Here is a 16,314-nt window from a genome sequence, read left to right as displayed (position 1 = left end):
GACAATGAAGCGGGAAACCAAAGCCGCTCGTGATCTCCCCCCGTGTGGGGGAGATGCCCGGCAGGGCAGAGGGGGGTGTGGTGCAACATACGCAAGCCTCTCTATATCACCGTCCGCGCTCGAAGTGCCGCCGCAAGCGTGCCCTCGTCGAGATAGTCGAGCTCGCCGCCGACGGGTACGCCGTGCGCCAGCCGCGTGATCTTCACGTCGAGCCCCTGCAACTGGTCGGTGATGTAATGCGCCGTCGTCTGTCCCTCGACCGTGGCATTGACCGCGATGATCAGTTCCCGGATGCCGCCTTCGCCGACCCGGTCGATCAGGCCGCGAATGTTGAGATCGTCAGGACCGATCCCGTCGAGCGGCGACAGCGTGCCGCCGAGCACGTGATAGGCGGCGTTCATCGCGCCTGCCCGCTCCAGCGCCCAGAGATCCGATACGTCCTCGACGACAATGATGACGGATTGATCGCGTTGGACGTCGGTGCAGACAATGCAGGGGTCGACCGTATCGACATTGCCGCAGCGCGAGCAGATTTTCACCTTGTCATAGGCCTCGCCCATCGCATTCGACAGCGGGCCGAGCAGCTGGTCCTTCTTCTTGATCAGATGCAGTGCCGCCCGGCGCGCCGAGCGCGGCCCAAGGCCTGGCACCTTCGCCAGAAGCTGGATGAGTTTTTCGATTTCGGGTCCGGTGACTCGTTTTGCCATGCGCCGTTCTTAACTGATATGGAACGAAAACGGAATCGCGGAAGGATCGGCCATACCATGAAAATCCTGGCCTTGTGCACCGGCAATCCGGAAAGACTGCCGGGCAAGAGCTACAAGACCGGCATCTTCAAACACGCCGTCAAGGGCGCGGTGATGATCGACGCCGAAGGTCTTGTCGGCGATGCGATCTGCAACCGCAAACACCATGGCGGCGTCGACCAGGCTGTCTATGTGGAGGGATCGCTGACGCTCGACTGGTGGGGCAGGGAGCTTGGCCAGCCCTACGAGCCGGGCACCTTCGGCGAAAACATGGTGATCTCAGGCCTTGACAATCGCCACGTCTGCGTCGGCGACCGGTTCACCTCGGGGAACATCATCCTCGAAGTCACGGCATGTCGCGTCCCCTGCGCCACCTTCGCCGCCAGGATGGCCGATCCGAAATTCGTCAAACGCTATACTGCCGCTGCTCGTCCCGGCATCTACTGCCGCGTCATCCAAGGTGGCGTAGCCGAGGCTGGAATGCCTGTAGAGCATCGACCCTTTGCGGGAGAGAAAGTCACGATGCCGGAGCTGATAAAAACGTTCGGCCGGCGCCTGTCCGAGGCGGACCGATCGCGATATCTCGCTGCACCGATCCACTACAAGCTGAGAGCCTTGTTGCAAGCCGGGCATTGATCGCGCGAGTATACGCGGCGATTGCTCAGAACGGCAGCTTGAAGCCCGGTGGGATCGGCAGGCCTGCCGTCAGCGCCTTGGTCTTTTCGGCGGCGAGCGCCTCGGCCTTGTCCTTCGCGTCCTTGTGAGCGGCGACGATCAGGTCCTCGAGGATCTCGACATCGTCTTCCTTGAACAGCGACGGATCGATCTTCAGGCTCTTCAGCTCGCCTTTGCCCGTGATGACCACGGCGACGAGACCGCCGCCCGCTTTGCCTTCGGCCGTGAGCTCGGCGATTTCCGCCTGCATCTGCTCCATCTTGGCCTGCATTTCCTTGACTTTGCCCATCATGCCCATGATGTCGCGCATCGTCTCGCTCCTTGTTGAAACCTCAAAATTCTATGTCGTCGCCCGGCAGGATGTCACCTTCCTCGGATTCGGCGGCGGCCGGCGGCGTCGCCGCGCCTTCCTCCTCCGGTTCGGGCGCCCGCACGCGCACGTCGATGATCTTAGCACCGGGAAAATGTGCAAGGATTGCCGCCACGTCAGGATCCTGGCGCGCGTCGATCACATGCTGTTCCCGCGTCCTGGCCTCCGCTTCGACAAGCGTCGGCTGGCCCTCGTCGCGGCTGAGGCTGACGATCCAATGGATGCCGGTCCATTCCTTCAGCTTGACCGCAAGCTCGTTGAGCAGCGTCGTCGGCGCACCGGGAGCCAGGCTGACGTCGAGCCGGCCGGCTTCGATCCGGACGGGGCGCAGGAAGGTGCGCACCATCGCCTTCAGCTTCGGATCGCGTTTCTCGGTGGCGAGGTTGACGATATCATTGACCGAATTGACCGGGACGAGCGGCTTCGGTGCCTCCGCCGGTTTTGGCTCGATCCGCCCGACAGGCATGGTCTCCGGCTGGCTGCTCGGCACCGCACGCAGCATCGCCACCGGCGCGGAAGACGGCGGCTGGCTCGGCGCGGTTTCCGCTGCACGCGCCGCGACACTGCTCTGATAGGGAACCCGTGTCCCGTTGCCGCCGCCACTGCCGGAAGGCGGGGAGTTGGGCCGCGGGCCAGCATTGTCGCCGGAAAATTCGGCAAGCCGCCGCGCCGCGTCCTCGGGCGCCGGCAGATGCGCGGCATGTGCAAGCCGGATCAGCACCATCTCGGCTGCGCCTGCGGTCCGCGACGAGCCTTCCGTTTCCGGAATGCCCTTGAGCAGCATCTGCCAAATGCGCGACAGCGTCGTCACCGCAACGCCCTTGGCGAATTCCGCCGCCTTGGTGCGTTCGACCTCGCTGAGCGAAGGATCGTTTGCCGCATCCGGCACATATTTCAGCCGCGTCACCAGATGAGTGAAATCGGCAAGATCGGTCAGCACCACCACCGGATTGGCGCCGGCTTCGTACTGGTTCTGGAACTCGCCGAGGGCGGCGGCCACATCACCTTTGACGATATGCTGGAAGAGATCGACGATCCGGGCGCGATCGGCAAGGCCGAGCATGCCGCGCACGGCTTCCGCCTGCACGACGCCCGCGCCATGAGCGATCGCCTGATCGAGCAGCGACAGGCCGTCGCGCGCCGAGCCTTCGGCAGCACGCGCGATCATCGCCAGCGCGTCGGCTTCCGCCTCGATGCCTTCCTTGGCCGCGATCGTCGTAAACAGCCCGACGAGATCGGAGGCGCTGATGCGGCGCAGGTCGAAGCGCTGGCAGCGCGACAGCACGGTGATCGGCACCTTGCGGATCTCGGTGGTGGCGAAGATGAATTTCACATGCTCCGGCGGCTCTTCCAGCGTCTTCAGCAGGCCGTTGAAGGCCTGCGTCGACAGCATGTGCACTTCGTCGATGATATAGACCTTGTAGCGCGCCGAAACCGGCCGGTAACGCACCTGCTCAATGATCTCGCGGATATCGTCGATACCGGTATGGGAGGCGGCATCCATCTCGATCACGTCGACATGCCGGCCTTCCATGATCGCCTGGCAGTGCTCGCCGGGCGTGCGGAGGTCGATCGTCGGCTTGTCGATTTCCGATGTCTTGTAGTTCAGCGCCCGCGCCAGGATGCGCGCCGTCGTCGTCTTGCCGACGCCGCGCACGCCGGTCAGCATGTAGGCTTGGGCGATGCGGCCGGTCTCGAAAGCGTTGGTGAGGGTGCGGACCATCGGCTCCTGGCCGACCATCAGGTCCGTGAAATCCTTGGGGCGGTATTTGCGAGCCAGCACTCGGTATCCGGTGCCCGTCGAGGCGGCATCTTTTGATTGTCGCTCGGTGTCGCTCATCGCCCTGCTTGTCGCCCGGACTGTCGGGCACTTCGTGGAGAGAAGGTGGGAGGCTGGCACGATGACCCGTGCCGGGCTCGTTAGGGCTGCTTCCTTCCGGACCTGACCCGGTTGGCGAGTGGCTCGTCCACCACCAACCTCCCGGATGCACATATCGGCAATATCGTCATCAAAAGCAAGCCAACATGCGAAAAAACTGCTAGTCGTAGGAAAAGACAGGAGGAATGCCCTTTGAACGGTTTCGTGCTCGACCCCAGGCTCGAAAATGACAGCATCAGCATCATGGTCACCGGCCTCTGCGATCTGAGATTGTCGAAGGACGCCCGCTGGCCCTGGCTCATTCTCGTGCCGCGCCGGACTGATATCACCGAAATCTTCGAACTGACGCCGCTCGACCAGGTGCTGCTTGCCTTCGAGACGGAACTGGTCGCCAAGGCGCTGAAGAAGATCACCGGCGCGACAAAAATCAATGTCGGGGCTCTTGGCAACATCGTCCGCCAGCTTCATGTTCATGTCATTGCCCGCTTCGAAGGCGATGCCAACTGGCCGGGTCCCGTCTGGGGCTTCGGGCGCGCGGAGCCCTACGAAGACGGAAAGAGAGACGAATTTACAGCGAAGCTGCGGGAAGCCCTGTCATCATGAGTCATTCGCTTTTCGATTCGGATGCGCCGCATCCGGAACCCAGCAATCTCACGGCCTTTGCCGCCAACGATCTCAACCGCGATTCCGAGCATCGCGACGAACAATCCGTCGAAAAGGCGCTGGCCAAGGAAGGCACCCATATCTTCGCCTTCACTAGGGATAAGCTGGTGCTGAAGCATGACGGCCAGGTGCTCGACCCGCTCTTTGCCCGCTACGAGCTGCAGGAATTGCAGCCGGATTGGGACGAGACCGTGCTTCTCGGTTACCGCAAGAGCGGCGAGCCGCGCCTTGCCGTTCCCGTCGGCATCGACGTCGACGACCTCACCAGCCACTATAAGCCTGCCGACGGTCGCACGCTGTTTCGCGAAATGCTGATCGACGAAGTGTTGCTCGGCGAATTCGCCCAGGCCGCGAGCCTCATCCGCTGGAATGGCGACAATCGCTTTTGCGGCCGCTGCGGCTCGGCGATGGAGATCCACATCGGCGGCTACAAGCGTGTCTGCGCCGCCTGCGAACACGTGATCTTCCCCCGCACCGACCCCGTCGTCATCATGCTGACGGTCGACGAGCAGCGCGACCTCTGCCTGCTCGGCCGCAGCCCGCATTTCGCGCCGGGCATGTATTCCTGTCTCGCCGGCTTCCTCGAACCCGGCGAGACCATCGAAAACGCCGTGCGGCGCGAAACGCTGGAGGAATCGGGCATCCGCACCGGCCGCATCCGCTATCACGCCTCGCAGCCCTGGCCGATGCCGCATTCACTGATGATCGGCTGTTACGCCGAGGCGAAATCCACCGAAATCAGCCGCGACGAGACCGAGCTGGAGGATTGCCGCTGGTTCACCCGCGAGGAAACGATCGAGATGCTGGAACGCCCGAGCGCGACAGGCAAGGCCTCTCCGCCGAAAGGGGCGATCGCCCACCGCCTGATGCGCGACTGGGTGGAGTGGAAGCGCTAGCGTCATGCCCATCGCCCGCTCGGAACGGCTGCTGACGCTGCTCCAGACGCTCCGGCGTTACCGGCGGCCGGTGACCGGCACGGTGCTGGCACAAGAGACCGGGGTGAGCTTGCGGACCCTCTATCGCGATATTGCCAGCCTGCAGGCCCAGGGCGCGATGATTGAAGGCGAAGCCGGCATCGGCTACGTGCTGAAGCCGGGCTTCATGCTGCCGCCGATGATGTTTTCCGAGGAGGAGCTGGAGGCATTGGTACTCGGCTCGCGCTGGGTGGCCCGCGCCGCCGAGCCGCGCCTTGCCGGCGCCGGCGCCGATGCACTGGCCAAGATTGCCGCCGTGCTGCCGGCCGATATGCGCGAGATGATCGATTCGGCAGCGCTTTTCGTCGGTCCCAAACGCAGGGACGAGGACAAGGCTGACGTTTCGGCCATCCGCAGGGCGATCCGCCTGGAGCGAATCCTCGAACTGCATTATGGCGACGAGCAGGGCCGTATCTCGCGCCGCCGCGTCTGGCCTTTCGGGCTCGGCTATTACGAGCATGTGCGCGTCCTCATGGCCTGGTGCGAACTGCGCCAGGATTTTCGCCATTTCCGCACCGATCGCATCATCGATATGGCCTTGCACGAGGTGCGCTATCCGCGCCGCCGCACAGTGCTCCTCAAGGAATGGCGCGAGACGCAGGACGTGCAGATGGAGAACTGAACGCTGCTGCCATAAACTGTCAGCAGATGGAGTTATTATCAGTACACTTCACCAGGAAGGAGTACTGATCATGGTAACGCCTCCAGCCATTCATTTCACCAACGACCGTTTTGCGGCCGAGTCCTTTGCCGATGTCATTTCGGCCGAGACTTTTGCCGATGTCCACCAGTCAGCGCGCTCCGGCCTGCTGCACCTGGTCATGAACATTTTCCGATTTCGCAGAGGAGACCGCACCGGCCTCGACCTTGAAGCGGCACCGGATTACCGGAAGCGCGACCTCGGCTTCATCGACGGACGCGACCCGCGCCGCGAGGACCGCTTTCCGCTCTAACGCATATCGCACAAAAGTGTGCAGCGGTTTTGCGACAACGACATGCGCGACCACTTTAGGCCGCCCATCCTTATCAACATTCTGCCCGACGAGAACGGGGCGTTGCGATCGCAACGCCCTCGGTAGTCTGCTGCCATTCATTGTCAGCAGACGAGATCTCTCGCGGCGCAATTCGTAAACAACGGGAGAACCGAAATGACCAGCCCCAATCTCATCATTCTTTACGTCAAGGACCCGGCTGAAAGCGCCAGCTTCTACCGGAATCTGCTGAACCGCGAACCGGCGGTGGAAGCGCCGAATTTCGTCGCTTTTCCGCTTGAGGGCGGCTTCACGCTCGGCCTCTGGCGGCGCAGCAAGGTCGAGCCGCAGCCCTCCGCCATCGGCAATCGCGGCGAAGTGGCCTTCATGGTCGAAGGAGAAAATGCCGTCGCCAGGCATTATGAAGACTGGCGCCAGCGCGGTCTGCCAATCGCCCAGGAACTGACCGAACTGGATTTCGGCCCGACCTTCGTCGTGCTCGACCCGGACGGGCATCGGCTGCGTGTCTGTGAGCCGGATAAATAATTCAGGCGACTTACGGGGCTTGCCTTGGAGCATGATGCCGAAAAGTGTCAGCGGTTTCGGACAACATCATGCTCTAACTATTTAGTTAGAACACGATGACTTCATCCTGTTCTAAAGCAGGCCTCGCATCGCATGCCCCTTGTAGACGCCGAGGATGCGGACTTTCTCGGAAAAGAACCGCAGTTCCTCCAACGCCCGGCGCACGTTCGGGTCGTTCGGATGGCCTTCGATATCGGCGTAAAACTGCGTCGCCACGAATTTTCCACCGAGCTGGTAGCTTTCGAGCTTCGTCATGTTGATGTTGTTGGTGGCAAAGCCGCCGAGCGCCTTGTAGAGCGCGGCCGGAATGTTGCGGACGTTGAAGACAAAGGTGGTGACGACCTTTTCTTCCGCCGAATTCCGTTGCGCCCATTCCTCGTCGCGGGACAGGATGACGAAACGGGTCACATTGTTTTCCGTATCCTCGACATTTTCGGCGATAATCTCAAGCCCGTAGAGATCGGCGGCAAGGCGTGGCGCCAAGGCGGCCATCGAGCGGTCGCCGGTTTCTTGCACGAGTTTCGCCGCCCCCGCCGTATCGCCGGCGATCACCGGCTTCCAGCCATTGGCGCGAACGATCTTGCGGCACTGGCCGAGCGCGTGGATATGGCTGTGCACCGTGCGGATCTCGTCCTTGGTAACACCGGGCAGCACCATCAGCTGGAAGCGGATCGGCATGAAATATTCGCCGATGATGTGCAGCCGCGACTCCGGCAGCAGATGGTGGATATCGGCGACGCGCCCGGCGATCGTGTTCTCGATCGGGATCATCCCGATATCGGCATCGCCGTTGTCGACTGCCGTGAACGCATCCTCGAAGGTCTGGCAGGGCAGCGGCTCCATGGTTGGAAACATATCGCGGCTGGCCATGTCGGAATTGGCGCCGAATTCGCCCTGAAAGGCGATCCTGTTGGTCTTGATGTTCATGATGGTTCCGTCAGTTCGACTTTGCGGAGAGGATGCGCCGCGCTTTTTCGAGGTCGGCGGGAGTATCGACACCGAGCGGAACCGTGTCAACGATCTCGGCGTCGATGCGCATGCCTGCTTCCAGCGCCCGCAGCTGCTCCAGCGATTCGCGCTTTTCGAGCGTCGAGGGGCCGAGCGAGACGAAGCGTTCGAGCGCCGCGCGCCGATAGGCATAAAGGCCGATATGGTGGTAGAGCGGCCCCTGGCCGTAAGGGGCGGTCGCGCGCGTGAAGTAGAGCGCGTGCAGCCGGTTGGCGGAAATCGGCGAACCGACGATCTTGACGATGTGCGGCGCGGTCTTGTCCTCCTCATTGTCGATTTCGGTCGTCAGCGTACCGATATCGACCGCCTCGTTTTCGAGCGGGCGCAACGCCGCGCGCACCGTTTCCGGATCGATCGTCGGCAGATCGCCCTGGACGTTGACGATGATTTTCGCCTTACCGTCCGGATCGACTTTCGTCAGCGCCTCGAAGATCCGATCGGAACCCGATTGATGGTCTGCACGGGTCATGACAACTTCGAATCCGGCGGCGGCCACGGCATCGAACACTCTTGTGTCGTCGACAGCGACGACGACACGGCCGATGGCTGCTTCCCTGGCACGCAGCGCCACCTGGACGATCATCGGCAGACCGCAAATATCGGCCAGCGGCTTGCCCGGAAGCCGGGTGGAGGCCATGCGCGCCGGGATCAATACGAGCACGCCGTCTAAATTTGAATCGCTCATGGTTCGGGCCTTCTATTCCGGGCTGAAAAGTGTCAAAAAGTCTCACGCACAAGACCATTTAGACAGTTGCAACGATCACCCAAAAGACATAGGTTCCGCGCGATTTCAAGATGGTCCGGTTTATGGTCTGCCGGCTGCAAGGGGAGCATTGCAGATGAATTCATACGTCAATACGGCCGTTGGGGCGCTGCTCGGAACGATTTTCGTTCTGATGTCTGTCTCCATCGCGTCCGAAGGGATCTTCCATTCCGAAGCACCGGAAAAGGAAGGTTTCGCGATCGTTGCCGAAGAGGCGCCTGCCGCCGGCGGTGAGGCTGCGCCTGCCGTTGCCGTTCCGATCGCGCAATTGCTCGCTTCTGCAGATGCCAAGGCCGGTGAAACTGTCTTCAAGAAGTGTCAGTCCTGTCATGACGCCACCAAAGGGGGACCGAATAAGGTCGGTCCCAACCTCTTTGGTGCCGTAGATCGCCCGATCGCCTCGCATGAAGGCTTTGCCTATTCCGCTGCCATGAAGGATTTCTCCAAGGGCGGCAGCGAGAAGTGGACCTTCGAAAACCTCAACAAGTTCCTGCTGGCGCCAAAGAAGGACATTCCAGGCACCGCGATGGGCTTCGCCGGTCTGGCGAAGGATCAGGAGCGCGCCAACGTTATCCTCTACCTGCACACGCTCGCCGATTCGCCGGTGCCGCTGCCGGATCCGAACGCCGCGACGCAGTAGCACGGCAGACAATCGCAGGACATTGAAGCCCGGCCCGCAAGCCGGGCTTTTTCGTTGTGCGGTAACGACATGCGTAAAGCAAAGACCTCAGGCGCTGAGGAAATAGGCCCAGAGCGAAACCGTGATCGCGCCGAGCGCCGTCGTCACCGTGATCGTCGAGGCGGCGAGGCTGTGACCGACGCCGAAGCGGTTGGCGATCAGCCAGGCGTTGACGCCGGTTGGGACGGAGGAGGTCAGCACGATCGCTGCCGTCCATTCGGGGCTGAGACCGAGCAGATGGCTCGCCGCCCAGACGCAGCCGGGCAGCAGCAGCAACTTCAGGCTCGAGGTGACGCTGGCGATGCCGAGATTGCCGGAGACGCCGTATCTCTCCAGCGCCATGCCGAGCGATATCAGCGCCGCCGGACCGGCAATGCCGGCGATCTGCCCGACGACCGTTGCCACCGTTGTCGGCATGGTGAGACCGGAAAGGTGCATGGCCATGCCGGCCGCAAGCCCGATCACCAGCGGATTGCGCACGAGGTTGACGGCGATCTGGCGAAGCACCAGCACCATGCTGCGATCGCTTTTGCCAGCGATCTTGCGCTCGGCATGCTCCATCAGCACCGTGCCGGCGACCATCATGACGGGCAGATGCACGGCAAGCAGGATCGACAGCGCCACTAGCCCTTCGTCGCCGACGGTCCGCTCGACGAGGGGCAGGCCGATGAAGATATTGTTGGCGAAGGCCGAGGAAACGCCGGCCAGCACGCCGATCCGTTCGTCGCGTCCGAAGAGGCGTGTGGCGGCGATATGGCCGGCCGTCCACGTGATGGCAACGCCCGAAAAGTAGACGATCCAGAGCCGGAAGGGCGAGGCGCCATGAAAATCCGCCTCGGCGATGGTGCGGAAGAGCAGAAGCGGCACGGCGATCTTGAAGACGAATTCGCTGAGCGCTTCGCCGACATTCGACGCCATCAATCCGCTGCGCACGATCACCCAGCCGATGAGAATCAGAATGAAGACGGGAAGGACGTCGAAAATGATGGCTGACATAGGGGAGGCTGCTCTGCGCGGGGGAGTATTCGACGTCTAGCAGCAAACTGCTTGGTTTGAAAAGGCAATCGCCGTCCAATCAAGCACATCGGCAAAACAAAAAAAGCGGGCATAGCCCGCTTTTCCGCTCCGGTCTTGCCGGAAACCCGGATCACGAAGCTGCCAGTTCATCCGTGGTCAGCATCGCGCCGGTAAGATCGAAGGGGTCATCCCTCGTGCGCCCGGCTGCAACTGAAAGCTGCTCATGCCGGTCTTCTTGCGAGTATTTCTAGATATTGAAAATGACAGGGACATGACGAATAGGCGGCACTTTTGCGAAGAAATAGACAGGCCATCCACCATTTATCCTTCCAAACCGCGGAAATTTCGCTAAGACCAAACCCCGGCTATCACAAACTCCGGGACCCCCCAATTCATGACAAGATTCGATGTTCTGACAGTCGGCAACGCAATCGTGGATATCATTGCCCGTTGCGACGACCAGTTCCTCATTGACAACCAGATCACCAAGGCGGCGATGAACCTTATCGATGCCGAACGCGCCGAACTCTTGTATTCGCGCATGGGACCGGCGCTCGAAGCTTCCGGCGGCAGCGCAGGCAACACGGCGGCGGGCGTGGCGAGCCTTGGCGGCAAGGCTGCCTATTTCGGCAATGTCGCCCAAGATCAGCTCGGTGACATCTTCACACACGACATCCGCGCCCAGGGCGTCCACTACCAGACCCGGCCGAAGGGCACATTCCCGCCGACGGCGCGTTCGATGATCTTCGTCACTGAGGACGGCGAGCGTTCGATGAACACCTATCTCGGCGCTTGCGTCGAGCTGGGCCCGGAGGATGTCGAGACCGACGTCGTGGCCGACGCCAAGGTTACCTATTTCGAAGGTTATCTCTGGGATCCGCCACGCGCCAAGGAAGCGATCCTCGATTGTGCCCGCATCGCCCATGAAAACGGCCGCGAAATGTCGATGACGCTGTCCGACAGCTTCTGCGTCGACCGTTATCGCGGCGAATTCCTCGATCTGATGCGCTCCGGCAAGGTCGATATCGTCTTCGCCAATCGCCAGGAAGCGCTGTCGCTCTACGAGACAGATGATTTCGAGGAGGCGCTGAACAGGATCGCCGCCGATTGCAAGATCGCCGCCGTGACGATGAGCGAGGATGGCGCCGTCATCCTGAAGGGCTGCGAGCGTTTTTACGTCGATGCGATCAGGATCAGGGAAGTGGTCGATACGACCGGTGCCGGTGATCTTTTCGCCTCCGGCTTCCTTTATGGCTACACGCAGGGACGGTCTCTCGAGGACTGCGGCAAGCTCGGCTGCCTGGCCGCCGGCATCGTCATCCAGCAGATCGGCCCGCGCCCGATGACCTCGCTTTCCGAGGCCGCCAAACGGGCAGGGCTTATTTGAAGGCTTCGCCGGGATAGGCGCCCCAGATCTCCGACTGCGCCACCCAGCCCGAGGCGCCGTCGGATTCGGCGCGGCACCAGTCGCCGTTGCATTCGCCGATCGTCAGCATCACGCCGGGTTCGAGCTTCGCGACGATCGAGGCGGAGGGCTGCGCCTCGCGGCGCAGATTGACATAGATGCCCTTGCCCTTGGTCTTCATCCACGGGGCGGCGATCGCCGCGCGCTGGCCTGACAGCAGCGACTGGTTGACCCAGCCTTCGGTGCCGTCGGCATCGCGGATGCGGCGCCAATTGTCGTATTCCTGGATGATCTCCACCGGCAGGCCGGATTTCAGGTACATCCAAGACACGGCGTAATCCGTTCCCGGACCGATGCGCAGGTTGACGCGCTTGGATTTCAGCGTGACGAAACGCGGCAATGGCAGTCCGCTTGGCCCCTTGGCCGCCTGCGCATGGGCGAACTCGACGCTTCCCATGGATGCAGCCAGAGCGATGGCAAGGGCGAGGCAGGACTTCAGGACTTTGCTGCGCATGGAAGTTTCCGTTTGCTCGAATTCGCGGGCAGGCCCGGCCTGCTCGCGCTCCGGGCTCTGACATTCCCCGGCTGCACCACGAGTTTTGTTTGTCTTCGCGTGCGGGTCTGGTAGAAAATGCCCGGAATGGGAAAATTATCACCCCTCTTGGTTAAAGACCTCTGAACAAGGCACCACAGGCAGCCATGACAGCGAAGAAAAAACCGAAGGTCTACATCACCCGCAAGCTGCCGGATGCCGTCGAAACCCGCATGCGCGAACTCTTCGACGCTGAGCTGAACATCGACGACGCGCCGCGCTCCGTTCCCGAGCTGATCGCCGCGGTCAAGACCGCCGATGTGCTGGTGCCGACCGTCACCGATCGCATCGACGCGGCGCTGATCGAACAGGCGGGACCGCAGATGAAGCTGATTGCGAGCTTCTCCAACGGCACCGATCACATCGACGTCGAGGCGGCGGCGCGCAAGGGCATCACCGTCACCAACACGCCGAACGTCCTGACCGAGGACACCGCCGATATGACCATGGCGCTGATTCTCGCTGTTCCGAGAAGGCTCGGCGAAGGTGCGCGCGTGCTGACCGACAAGCCGGGCGAATGGGCAGGCTGGTCTCCAACCTGGATGCTCGGCCGGCGCATTCACGGCAAGCGAATCGGCATCGTCGGCATGGGCCGCATCGGCACGGCGGTGGCCCGCCGCGCCAAGGCTTTCGGCCTGTCGATCCACTATCACAACCGCAAGCGCGTCAATCCGGCCGTCGAGGACGAGCTGGAGGCGACCTATTGGGAAAGTCTCGACCAGATGCTCGCCCGCGTCGACATCGTTTCGGTCAATTGTCCGTCGACGCCGGCGACCTTCCACCTGATCTCGGCCCGCCGTCTGGCGCTGCTGCAGCCGACGGCCTATCTCGTCAACACCGCGCGCGGCGACGTGGTCGATGAAGCTGCTCTGATCAAATGCCTGAGGGAGGGCCGGATTGCCGGCGCCGGCCTCGACGTCTTCGAGAACGAGCCCGCCGTCAACCCGAGGCTCATCAAGCTCGCCAATGAGGGCAAGGTCGTGCTGCTGCCGCATATGAGTTCGGCGACGATCGAAGGCCGCATCGACATGGGCGACAAGGTCATCATCAACATCCGTACTTTCATCGATGGCCATAGGCCGCCGAACCGCGTGCTGCCCGGCCGCTAAGCGCATTTAAGGATCGAATCACGCGTGGCGCATCAAGACGCAAGGACCTTGCGCATCTCGATGAACGTCGTCCCGTCAAAGCCGGGATGCGCCTTTTCGGCGGTTCTCGCAAATCCCCAGGCGGCAAAGACGGCGTGGTTGTCGGTGAGTTCGATCCGCGTTTCCAGCCGCAAAGCGGGAAGACCGAGCGCCGCAGCGGTCTCCTCGGCAATCCCCAGCAGCCGCTTGCCGAGGCCCTTGCCTTGTACCTCAGGCAGGACGGCGAGCTTGCCGACATAGAGACAATCAGCTTCCTGCCTCAGGAAGAGGCAGCCGATCAGCTTTTCGCCGTCGATGGCGACATGGCCGATCTCGGCCCTGGCCTTTTCGGCAAGTGACTCCATCGTCAGCTTGAGCGCTGAAGATGGCGGGTCGATCCTGCCGTTCATGGAGGCGAAGGCGGCGAGGATGAGAGCGAGCAGTTCGTCCCAGCGCGTGAAGCTATGATCAAGACGAACAATGGTCATCCGGCCTGTCTTTGTGTTGTCCGGCGTCGTTTGTAGCGAACCGTGTCGAAGCGGGCCGAGAGCGCGTCGTAGAGCAGCAACCGTCCGACCAGTGGTTCGCCGGTGCCGGTGACGAGCTTGATCGCCTCCATCGCCATCATCGTGCCGATGACGCCGGTCAGCGCGCCGATGATGCCGGCCTCGGCGCAGGCGGGAATCAGCCCCGCTGGCGGCGCTTCCGGAAACAGGTCGCGATATCTGGGGTTGGACGTTCCATCCTCAGCCGTCTCATAGGGCTTGAGAACCGTCAGCGAGCCGTCGAACCGCCCGACGGCGCCGCTGACGAGCGGGATGCGCGCTTCTTCCGCCGCATCGGCGGCGGCATAACGCGTGTCGAAATTGTCGGAGCCGTCGATCAGCAGGTCGAAGCCGGAGAGCTGACGGCGGGCGGCCTCCGGGGAAAAGCGTTCCTCGAAGCGGATCAGTCGGACATGCGGATTGAGCCTGGCGATGGCGAAGGCGGCACTCTCCGTCTTCAATTCGCCGATCGTGCCGGAATCATGGATCACCTGGCGCTGCAGGTTCGACAACGACACCCGGTCGTCGTCGACGATACCGAGTGTGCCGATACCGGCTGCGGCCAGATATTGCAGGACCGGCGCACCGAGGCCACCGGCGCCGATCACCAGCACGCGGGCGGCTTTCAGTTTCTGCTGGCCGGCGCCGCCGATCTCGGGCAGCAGGATGTGGCGGTGATAGCGCGCGATTTCGTCCGGGCTGAGCGGTTCCATGGCGCCGATGTTATCATGACGCCCGACGCCGGGAAAAGCCGCCTCCGTCATTCGAACACCCTTCCGTCGGAAACCGTGAAAAACTGCGCCCTGTCGCCGAGTGCCGAAAACATTGCGCGATCCGTTCCGGTCATGAAGGCCTGGCCGCCGAGCCCGTCGATAAGGTCGAATAACGCGGCTCGGCGACCCTCGTCGAGATGGGCTGCGATCTCGTCGAGCAGCAGGATCGGCGCATGGCCGGTGAGATTGCCGACGAGCCGGGCATGTGCAAGCACCAGGCCGACAAGCAGCGCTTTCTGCTCGCCGGTGGAGCAACGCTCCGCCTCCATCGCCTTTTCGCGGTGATGCACGATGAGATCGGCCCGGTGCGGGCCCTCGAGCGTGCGCCCTGCGCCGGCATCGCGGTAGCGGCTCTCAGCCAGCATCGCCGCGTAGTCGTCCTCGAGGTCGACCGAGGGGCGCGAGAACTGACCGTCCATGAAGCCCGAGAGCTGCAGTGCTGCCGAAGGGAAGGGCGACGTTTCGCGGGTTTCCTCGATCAGCCGGGTCAGCAGGCCGAGCATCTCCTGCCGGGCGAGCGCCATGGCGATGCCGAGGCTTGCCATCTGCTCCTCGATGCCGGCAAGCCAGGAAGGGTCGAAGCGGCCTTCGTCCAGCAATTTGTTGCGGCTGCGCATGGCGCGCTCGAAATCGCTGGCGCGGCGGCCATGGGCGGGATCGAGCGACAGCACCAGCCGGTCGAGAAAGCGGCGCCGGTCGGAAGAGGCGCCGGTAAAGAGCCCGTCCATCGCCGGTGTCAGCCAGAGAAGGCGCAGATGGTCGGTCAGTTCGTCGGCAGTCTTTGCCGTCGTGCCATTGATGCGCAGCCTGCGGGCGGTGGTCTCCTCGCCCGTTTCGATGCCGGTGCCGATCTCGACGTCGCCCTCCATGCCGTCGAGCGCGGCGAAGATCGAAAAGCCGCCGGCCGCGCCGACGCGGGTAATGTCGCCATAAGCTGCGCGACGCAGACCGCGGCCAGGCGAAAGCAACGAGACGGCCTCCATGAGATTGGTCTTGCCGGCGCCGTTGTCTCCCGTCAGCACGGCATGCCGACCATCAAGGGTAAGGGCCGCCGCCACATAGTTGCGGAAGTCTGTCAGCTTCAGACGGGAAAGAGAAACCTTGTGCGGCATAGAATGTCCGGAATCGTAAAGCGTGACAGCTAAGCCGAAGCGGCGCCGATGGCAAGGCTGGCAGCTTTTTGGCCGCGGATCGTGTACCGCCGCTGCTGCCGAACGTCAGGACGCGGCGGCTGGCGCCACGCAGGACATATATTCCAGATGATCCCGTGACCAAAGCCCTTGTGTCCGACATCCTCCCGATGGAACGGCAGCCATGGCACTTTCGAAATTCGGTTAAAAATACAACCATACGAGATGGCCTGACATCGCCAAACCGATCCCGTCGACACTCATTGCCAATGTCTTCCAGCGCCGGATATTCGGGGTTTGCCGTCATCCTCTAACGCTACTGACGTAACGTAAAGCCCAAAAAAAGTTGGTTGAATTTTGCAACTGCAGGGTTGAGTTATCCGATGCAAACGATATGGTAAACGGACCGTTT

Annotated in this window: 19 protein-coding genes and 1 other RNA gene; 9 read left to right on the top strand and 11 right to left on the bottom strand. The window is 62.3% G+C overall.

Annotated elements, in window-relative coordinates:
- Positions 1-101: 101 nt before the first annotated feature.
- A complete protein-coding gene (gene recR, locus FY112_RS33610) occupies positions 102-707 on the bottom strand; it encodes a recombination mediator RecR (RefSeq protein ID WP_151520300.1) in 606 nt (201 codons plus the stop codon).
- A gap of 57 nt (positions 708-764) precedes the next feature.
- Here recR and FY112_RS33605 point away from each other — a divergent pair, with 57 nt between their 5' ends.
- Positions 765-1,382, top strand: a complete 618-nt coding sequence (locus FY112_RS33605; RefSeq protein WP_181018319.1) for an MOSC domain-containing protein — start codon at positions 765-767, stop codon at positions 1,380-1,382.
- Positions 1,383-1,407: 25 nt separating this feature from the next.
- Here the strand turns inward: FY112_RS33605 and FY112_RS33600 are convergent, their stop codons facing one another.
- The 3 genes from FY112_RS33600 to ffs form a co-directional block, all read right to left on the bottom strand.
- On the bottom strand, positions 1,408-1,731 hold the full coding sequence (locus tag FY112_RS33600; protein WP_003544342.1) for a YbaB/EbfC family nucleoid-associated protein: 324 nt from the start codon (positions 1,729-1,731) through the stop codon (positions 1,408-1,410).
- Between the two features lie 22 nt (positions 1,732-1,753).
- Complete coding sequence (locus tag FY112_RS33595; RefSeq protein WP_151520298.1) at positions 1,754-3,631, bottom strand: DNA polymerase III subunit gamma/tau; 1,878 nt, start codon at positions 3,629-3,631, stop codon at positions 1,754-1,756.
- A gap of 45 nt (positions 3,632-3,676) precedes the next feature.
- An RNA gene (gene ffs, locus FY112_RS33590) (signal recognition particle sRNA small type) lies at positions 3,677-3,773 on the bottom strand.
- 89 nt (positions 3,774-3,862) lie between these two features.
- Here ffs and FY112_RS33585 point away from each other — a divergent pair.
- From FY112_RS33585 to FY112_RS33565, 5 genes are all read left to right on the top strand, one after another.
- Entirely contained in the window at positions 3,863-4,273 is a 411-nt protein-coding gene (locus FY112_RS33585; protein ID WP_151520297.1) for an HIT family protein, read from the top strand.
- Entirely contained in the window at positions 4,270-5,229 is a 960-nt protein-coding gene (gene nudC / locus FY112_RS33580; protein ID WP_025396640.1) for an NAD(+) diphosphatase, read from the top strand. The genes FY112_RS33585 and nudC overlap by 4 nt, the downstream gene beginning before the upstream one ends.
- A gap of 4 nt (positions 5,230-5,233) precedes the next feature.
- Positions 5,234-5,929, top strand: coding sequence for a YafY family protein (locus FY112_RS33575; protein ID WP_017962743.1), 696 nt, complete (start codon positions 5,234-5,236; stop codon positions 5,927-5,929).
- Between the two features lie 70 nt (positions 5,930-5,999).
- Entirely contained in the window at positions 6,000-6,260 is a 261-nt protein-coding gene (locus tag FY112_RS33570) for a hypothetical protein (RefSeq protein WP_017962744.1), read from the top strand.
- Between the two features lie 195 nt (positions 6,261-6,455).
- Positions 6,456-6,824 carry a VOC family protein gene (locus FY112_RS33565; RefSeq protein WP_017962745.1) on the top strand — a complete coding sequence of 123 codons (369 nt, stop codon included), beginning with the start codon at positions 6,456-6,458 and terminating at the stop codon, positions 6,822-6,824.
- A 111-nt stretch (positions 6,825-6,935) separates the two neighbouring features.
- Here FY112_RS33565 and FY112_RS33560 read toward each other — a convergent pair whose 3' ends face one another.
- Together FY112_RS33560 and FY112_RS33555 are read right to left on the bottom strand one after the other, a co-directional pair.
- Positions 6,936-7,790 carry a prephenate dehydratase gene (locus FY112_RS33560; RefSeq protein WP_064653541.1) on the bottom strand — a complete coding sequence of 285 codons (855 nt, stop codon included), beginning with the start codon at positions 7,788-7,790 and terminating at the stop codon, positions 6,936-6,938.
- 10 nt (positions 7,791-7,800) lie between these two features.
- On the bottom strand, positions 7,801-8,556 hold the full coding sequence (locus tag FY112_RS33555) for a 3-deoxy-manno-octulosonate cytidylyltransferase (RefSeq protein ID WP_151520296.1): 756 nt from the start codon (positions 8,554-8,556) through the stop codon (positions 7,801-7,803).
- Between the two features lie 154 nt (positions 8,557-8,710).
- Between FY112_RS33555 and FY112_RS33550 the strand changes: the two genes are divergently transcribed.
- The gene (locus tag FY112_RS33550) at positions 8,711-9,274 is read left to right on the top strand and encodes a cytochrome c family protein (protein WP_077977700.1); all 564 of its coding nucleotides are present in this window, start codon (positions 8,711-8,713) and stop codon (positions 9,272-9,274) included.
- A gap of 87 nt (positions 9,275-9,361) precedes the next feature.
- Here FY112_RS33550 and FY112_RS33545 read toward each other — a convergent pair whose 3' ends face one another.
- Positions 9,362-10,309 (bottom strand): AEC family transporter, encoded by a 948-nt coding sequence (locus FY112_RS33545; RefSeq protein WP_151520295.1) that lies wholly within the window; start codon positions 10,307-10,309, stop codon positions 9,362-9,364.
- A gap of 415 nt (positions 10,310-10,724) precedes the next feature.
- Here FY112_RS33545 and FY112_RS33540 point away from each other — a divergent pair, with 415 nt between their 5' ends.
- Positions 10,725-11,717 (top strand): adenosine kinase, encoded by a 993-nt coding sequence (locus FY112_RS33540; RefSeq protein WP_017962749.1) that lies wholly within the window; start codon positions 10,725-10,727, stop codon positions 11,715-11,717.
- On the opposite strand, the gene FY112_RS33535 is transcribed toward FY112_RS33540, so the two are convergent.
- On the bottom strand, positions 11,710-12,249 hold the full coding sequence (locus tag FY112_RS33535) for an SH3 domain-containing protein (RefSeq protein WP_011649962.1): 540 nt from the start codon (positions 12,247-12,249) through the stop codon (positions 11,710-11,712). The two genes, FY112_RS33540 and FY112_RS33535, sit on opposite strands and share 8 nt — an antisense overlap.
- Before the next feature lie 185 nt (positions 12,250-12,434).
- Here FY112_RS33535 and FY112_RS33530 point away from each other — a divergent pair, with 185 nt between their 5' ends.
- Complete coding sequence (locus tag FY112_RS33530) at positions 12,435-13,436, top strand: D-glycerate dehydrogenase (protein ID WP_011649963.1); 1,002 nt, start codon at positions 12,435-12,437, stop codon at positions 13,434-13,436.
- Between the two features lie 32 nt (positions 13,437-13,468).
- On the opposite strand, the gene FY112_RS33525 is transcribed toward FY112_RS33530, so the two are convergent.
- The 3 genes from FY112_RS33525 to recF are packed head-to-tail and all read right to left on the bottom strand — an operon-like array spanning position 13,469 to position 15,884.
- A complete protein-coding gene (locus tag FY112_RS33525) occupies positions 13,469-13,942 on the bottom strand; it encodes a GNAT family N-acetyltransferase (RefSeq protein WP_151520294.1) in 474 nt (157 codons plus the stop codon).
- On the bottom strand, positions 13,939-14,763 hold the full coding sequence (locus FY112_RS33520; RefSeq protein WP_131621035.1) for a molybdopterin-synthase adenylyltransferase MoeB: 825 nt from the start codon (positions 14,761-14,763) through the stop codon (positions 13,939-13,941). Before FY112_RS33520 ends, FY112_RS33525 begins: the two co-directional genes overlap by 4 nt.
- Positions 14,760-15,884: a DNA replication/repair protein RecF gene (gene recF / locus FY112_RS33515; RefSeq protein WP_131621037.1), complete on the bottom strand. Its 1,125-nt coding sequence runs from the start codon at positions 15,882-15,884 to the stop codon at positions 14,760-14,762. The genes FY112_RS33520 and recF overlap by 4 nt, the downstream gene beginning before the upstream one ends.
- Between the last annotated feature and the right edge of the window lie 430 nt (positions 15,885-16,314).

This window comes from Rhizobium sp. PEPV16 (assembly GCF_008919455.1).
Classification (GTDB): Bacteria; Pseudomonadota; Alphaproteobacteria; order Rhizobiales; family Rhizobiaceae; genus Rhizobium; species Rhizobium leguminosarum_Q.
Note: the sequence above shows the minus strand (reverse complement) of the source record. Positions and strands in the feature narration are given on the sequence as shown.

Excerpts from the sequence above, each read along its gene's own strand:
- recR (WP_151520300.1), bottom strand. The coding sequence starts at position 707 with ATGGCAAAACGAGTCACCGGACCCGAAATCGAAAAACTCATCCAGCTT.
- FY112_RS33605 (WP_181018319.1), top strand. The coding sequence starts at position 765 with ATGAAAATCCTGGCCTTGTGCACCGGCAATCCGGAAAGACTGCCGGGC.
- FY112_RS33600 (WP_003544342.1), bottom strand. The coding sequence starts at position 1,731 with ATGCGCGACATCATGGGCATGATGGGCAAAGTCAAGGAAATGCAGGCC.
- FY112_RS33595 (WP_151520298.1), bottom strand. The coding sequence starts at position 3,631 with ATGAGCGACACCGAGCGACAATCAAAAGATGCCGCCTCGACGGGCACC.
- nudC (WP_025396640.1), top strand. The coding sequence starts at position 4,270 with ATGAGTCATTCGCTTTTCGATTCGGATGCGCCGCATCCGGAACCCAGC.
- FY112_RS33575 (WP_017962743.1), top strand. The coding sequence starts at position 5,234 with ATGCCCATCGCCCGCTCGGAACGGCTGCTGACGCTGCTCCAGACGCTC.
- FY112_RS33570 (WP_017962744.1), top strand. The coding sequence starts at position 6,000 with ATGGTAACGCCTCCAGCCATTCATTTCACCAACGACCGTTTTGCGGCC.
- FY112_RS33565 (WP_017962745.1), top strand. The coding sequence starts at position 6,456 with ATGACCAGCCCCAATCTCATCATTCTTTACGTCAAGGACCCGGCTGAA.
- FY112_RS33560 (WP_064653541.1), bottom strand. The coding sequence starts at position 7,790 with ATGAACATCAAGACCAACAGGATCGCCTTTCAGGGCGAATTCGGCGCC.
- FY112_RS33555 (WP_151520296.1), bottom strand. The coding sequence starts at position 8,556 with ATGAGCGATTCAAATTTAGACGGCGTGCTCGTATTGATCCCGGCGCGC.
- FY112_RS33550 (WP_077977700.1), top strand. The coding sequence starts at position 8,711 with ATGAATTCATACGTCAATACGGCCGTTGGGGCGCTGCTCGGAACGATT.
- FY112_RS33545 (WP_151520295.1), bottom strand. The coding sequence starts at position 10,309 with ATGTCAGCCATCATTTTCGACGTCCTTCCCGTCTTCATTCTGATTCTC.
- FY112_RS33540 (WP_017962749.1), top strand. The coding sequence starts at position 10,725 with ATGACAAGATTCGATGTTCTGACAGTCGGCAACGCAATCGTGGATATC.
- FY112_RS33535 (WP_011649962.1), bottom strand. The coding sequence starts at position 12,249 with ATGCGCAGCAAAGTCCTGAAGTCCTGCCTCGCCCTTGCCATCGCTCTG.
- FY112_RS33530 (WP_011649963.1), top strand. The coding sequence starts at position 12,435 with ATGACAGCGAAGAAAAAACCGAAGGTCTACATCACCCGCAAGCTGCCG.
- FY112_RS33525 (WP_151520294.1), bottom strand. The coding sequence starts at position 13,942 with ATGACCATTGTTCGTCTTGATCATAGCTTCACGCGCTGGGACGAACTG.
- FY112_RS33520 (WP_131621035.1), bottom strand. The coding sequence starts at position 14,763 with ATGACGGAGGCGGCTTTTCCCGGCGTCGGGCGTCATGATAACATCGGC.
- recF (WP_131621037.1), bottom strand. The coding sequence starts at position 15,884 with ATGCCGCACAAGGTTTCTCTTTCCCGTCTGAAGCTGACAGACTTCCGC.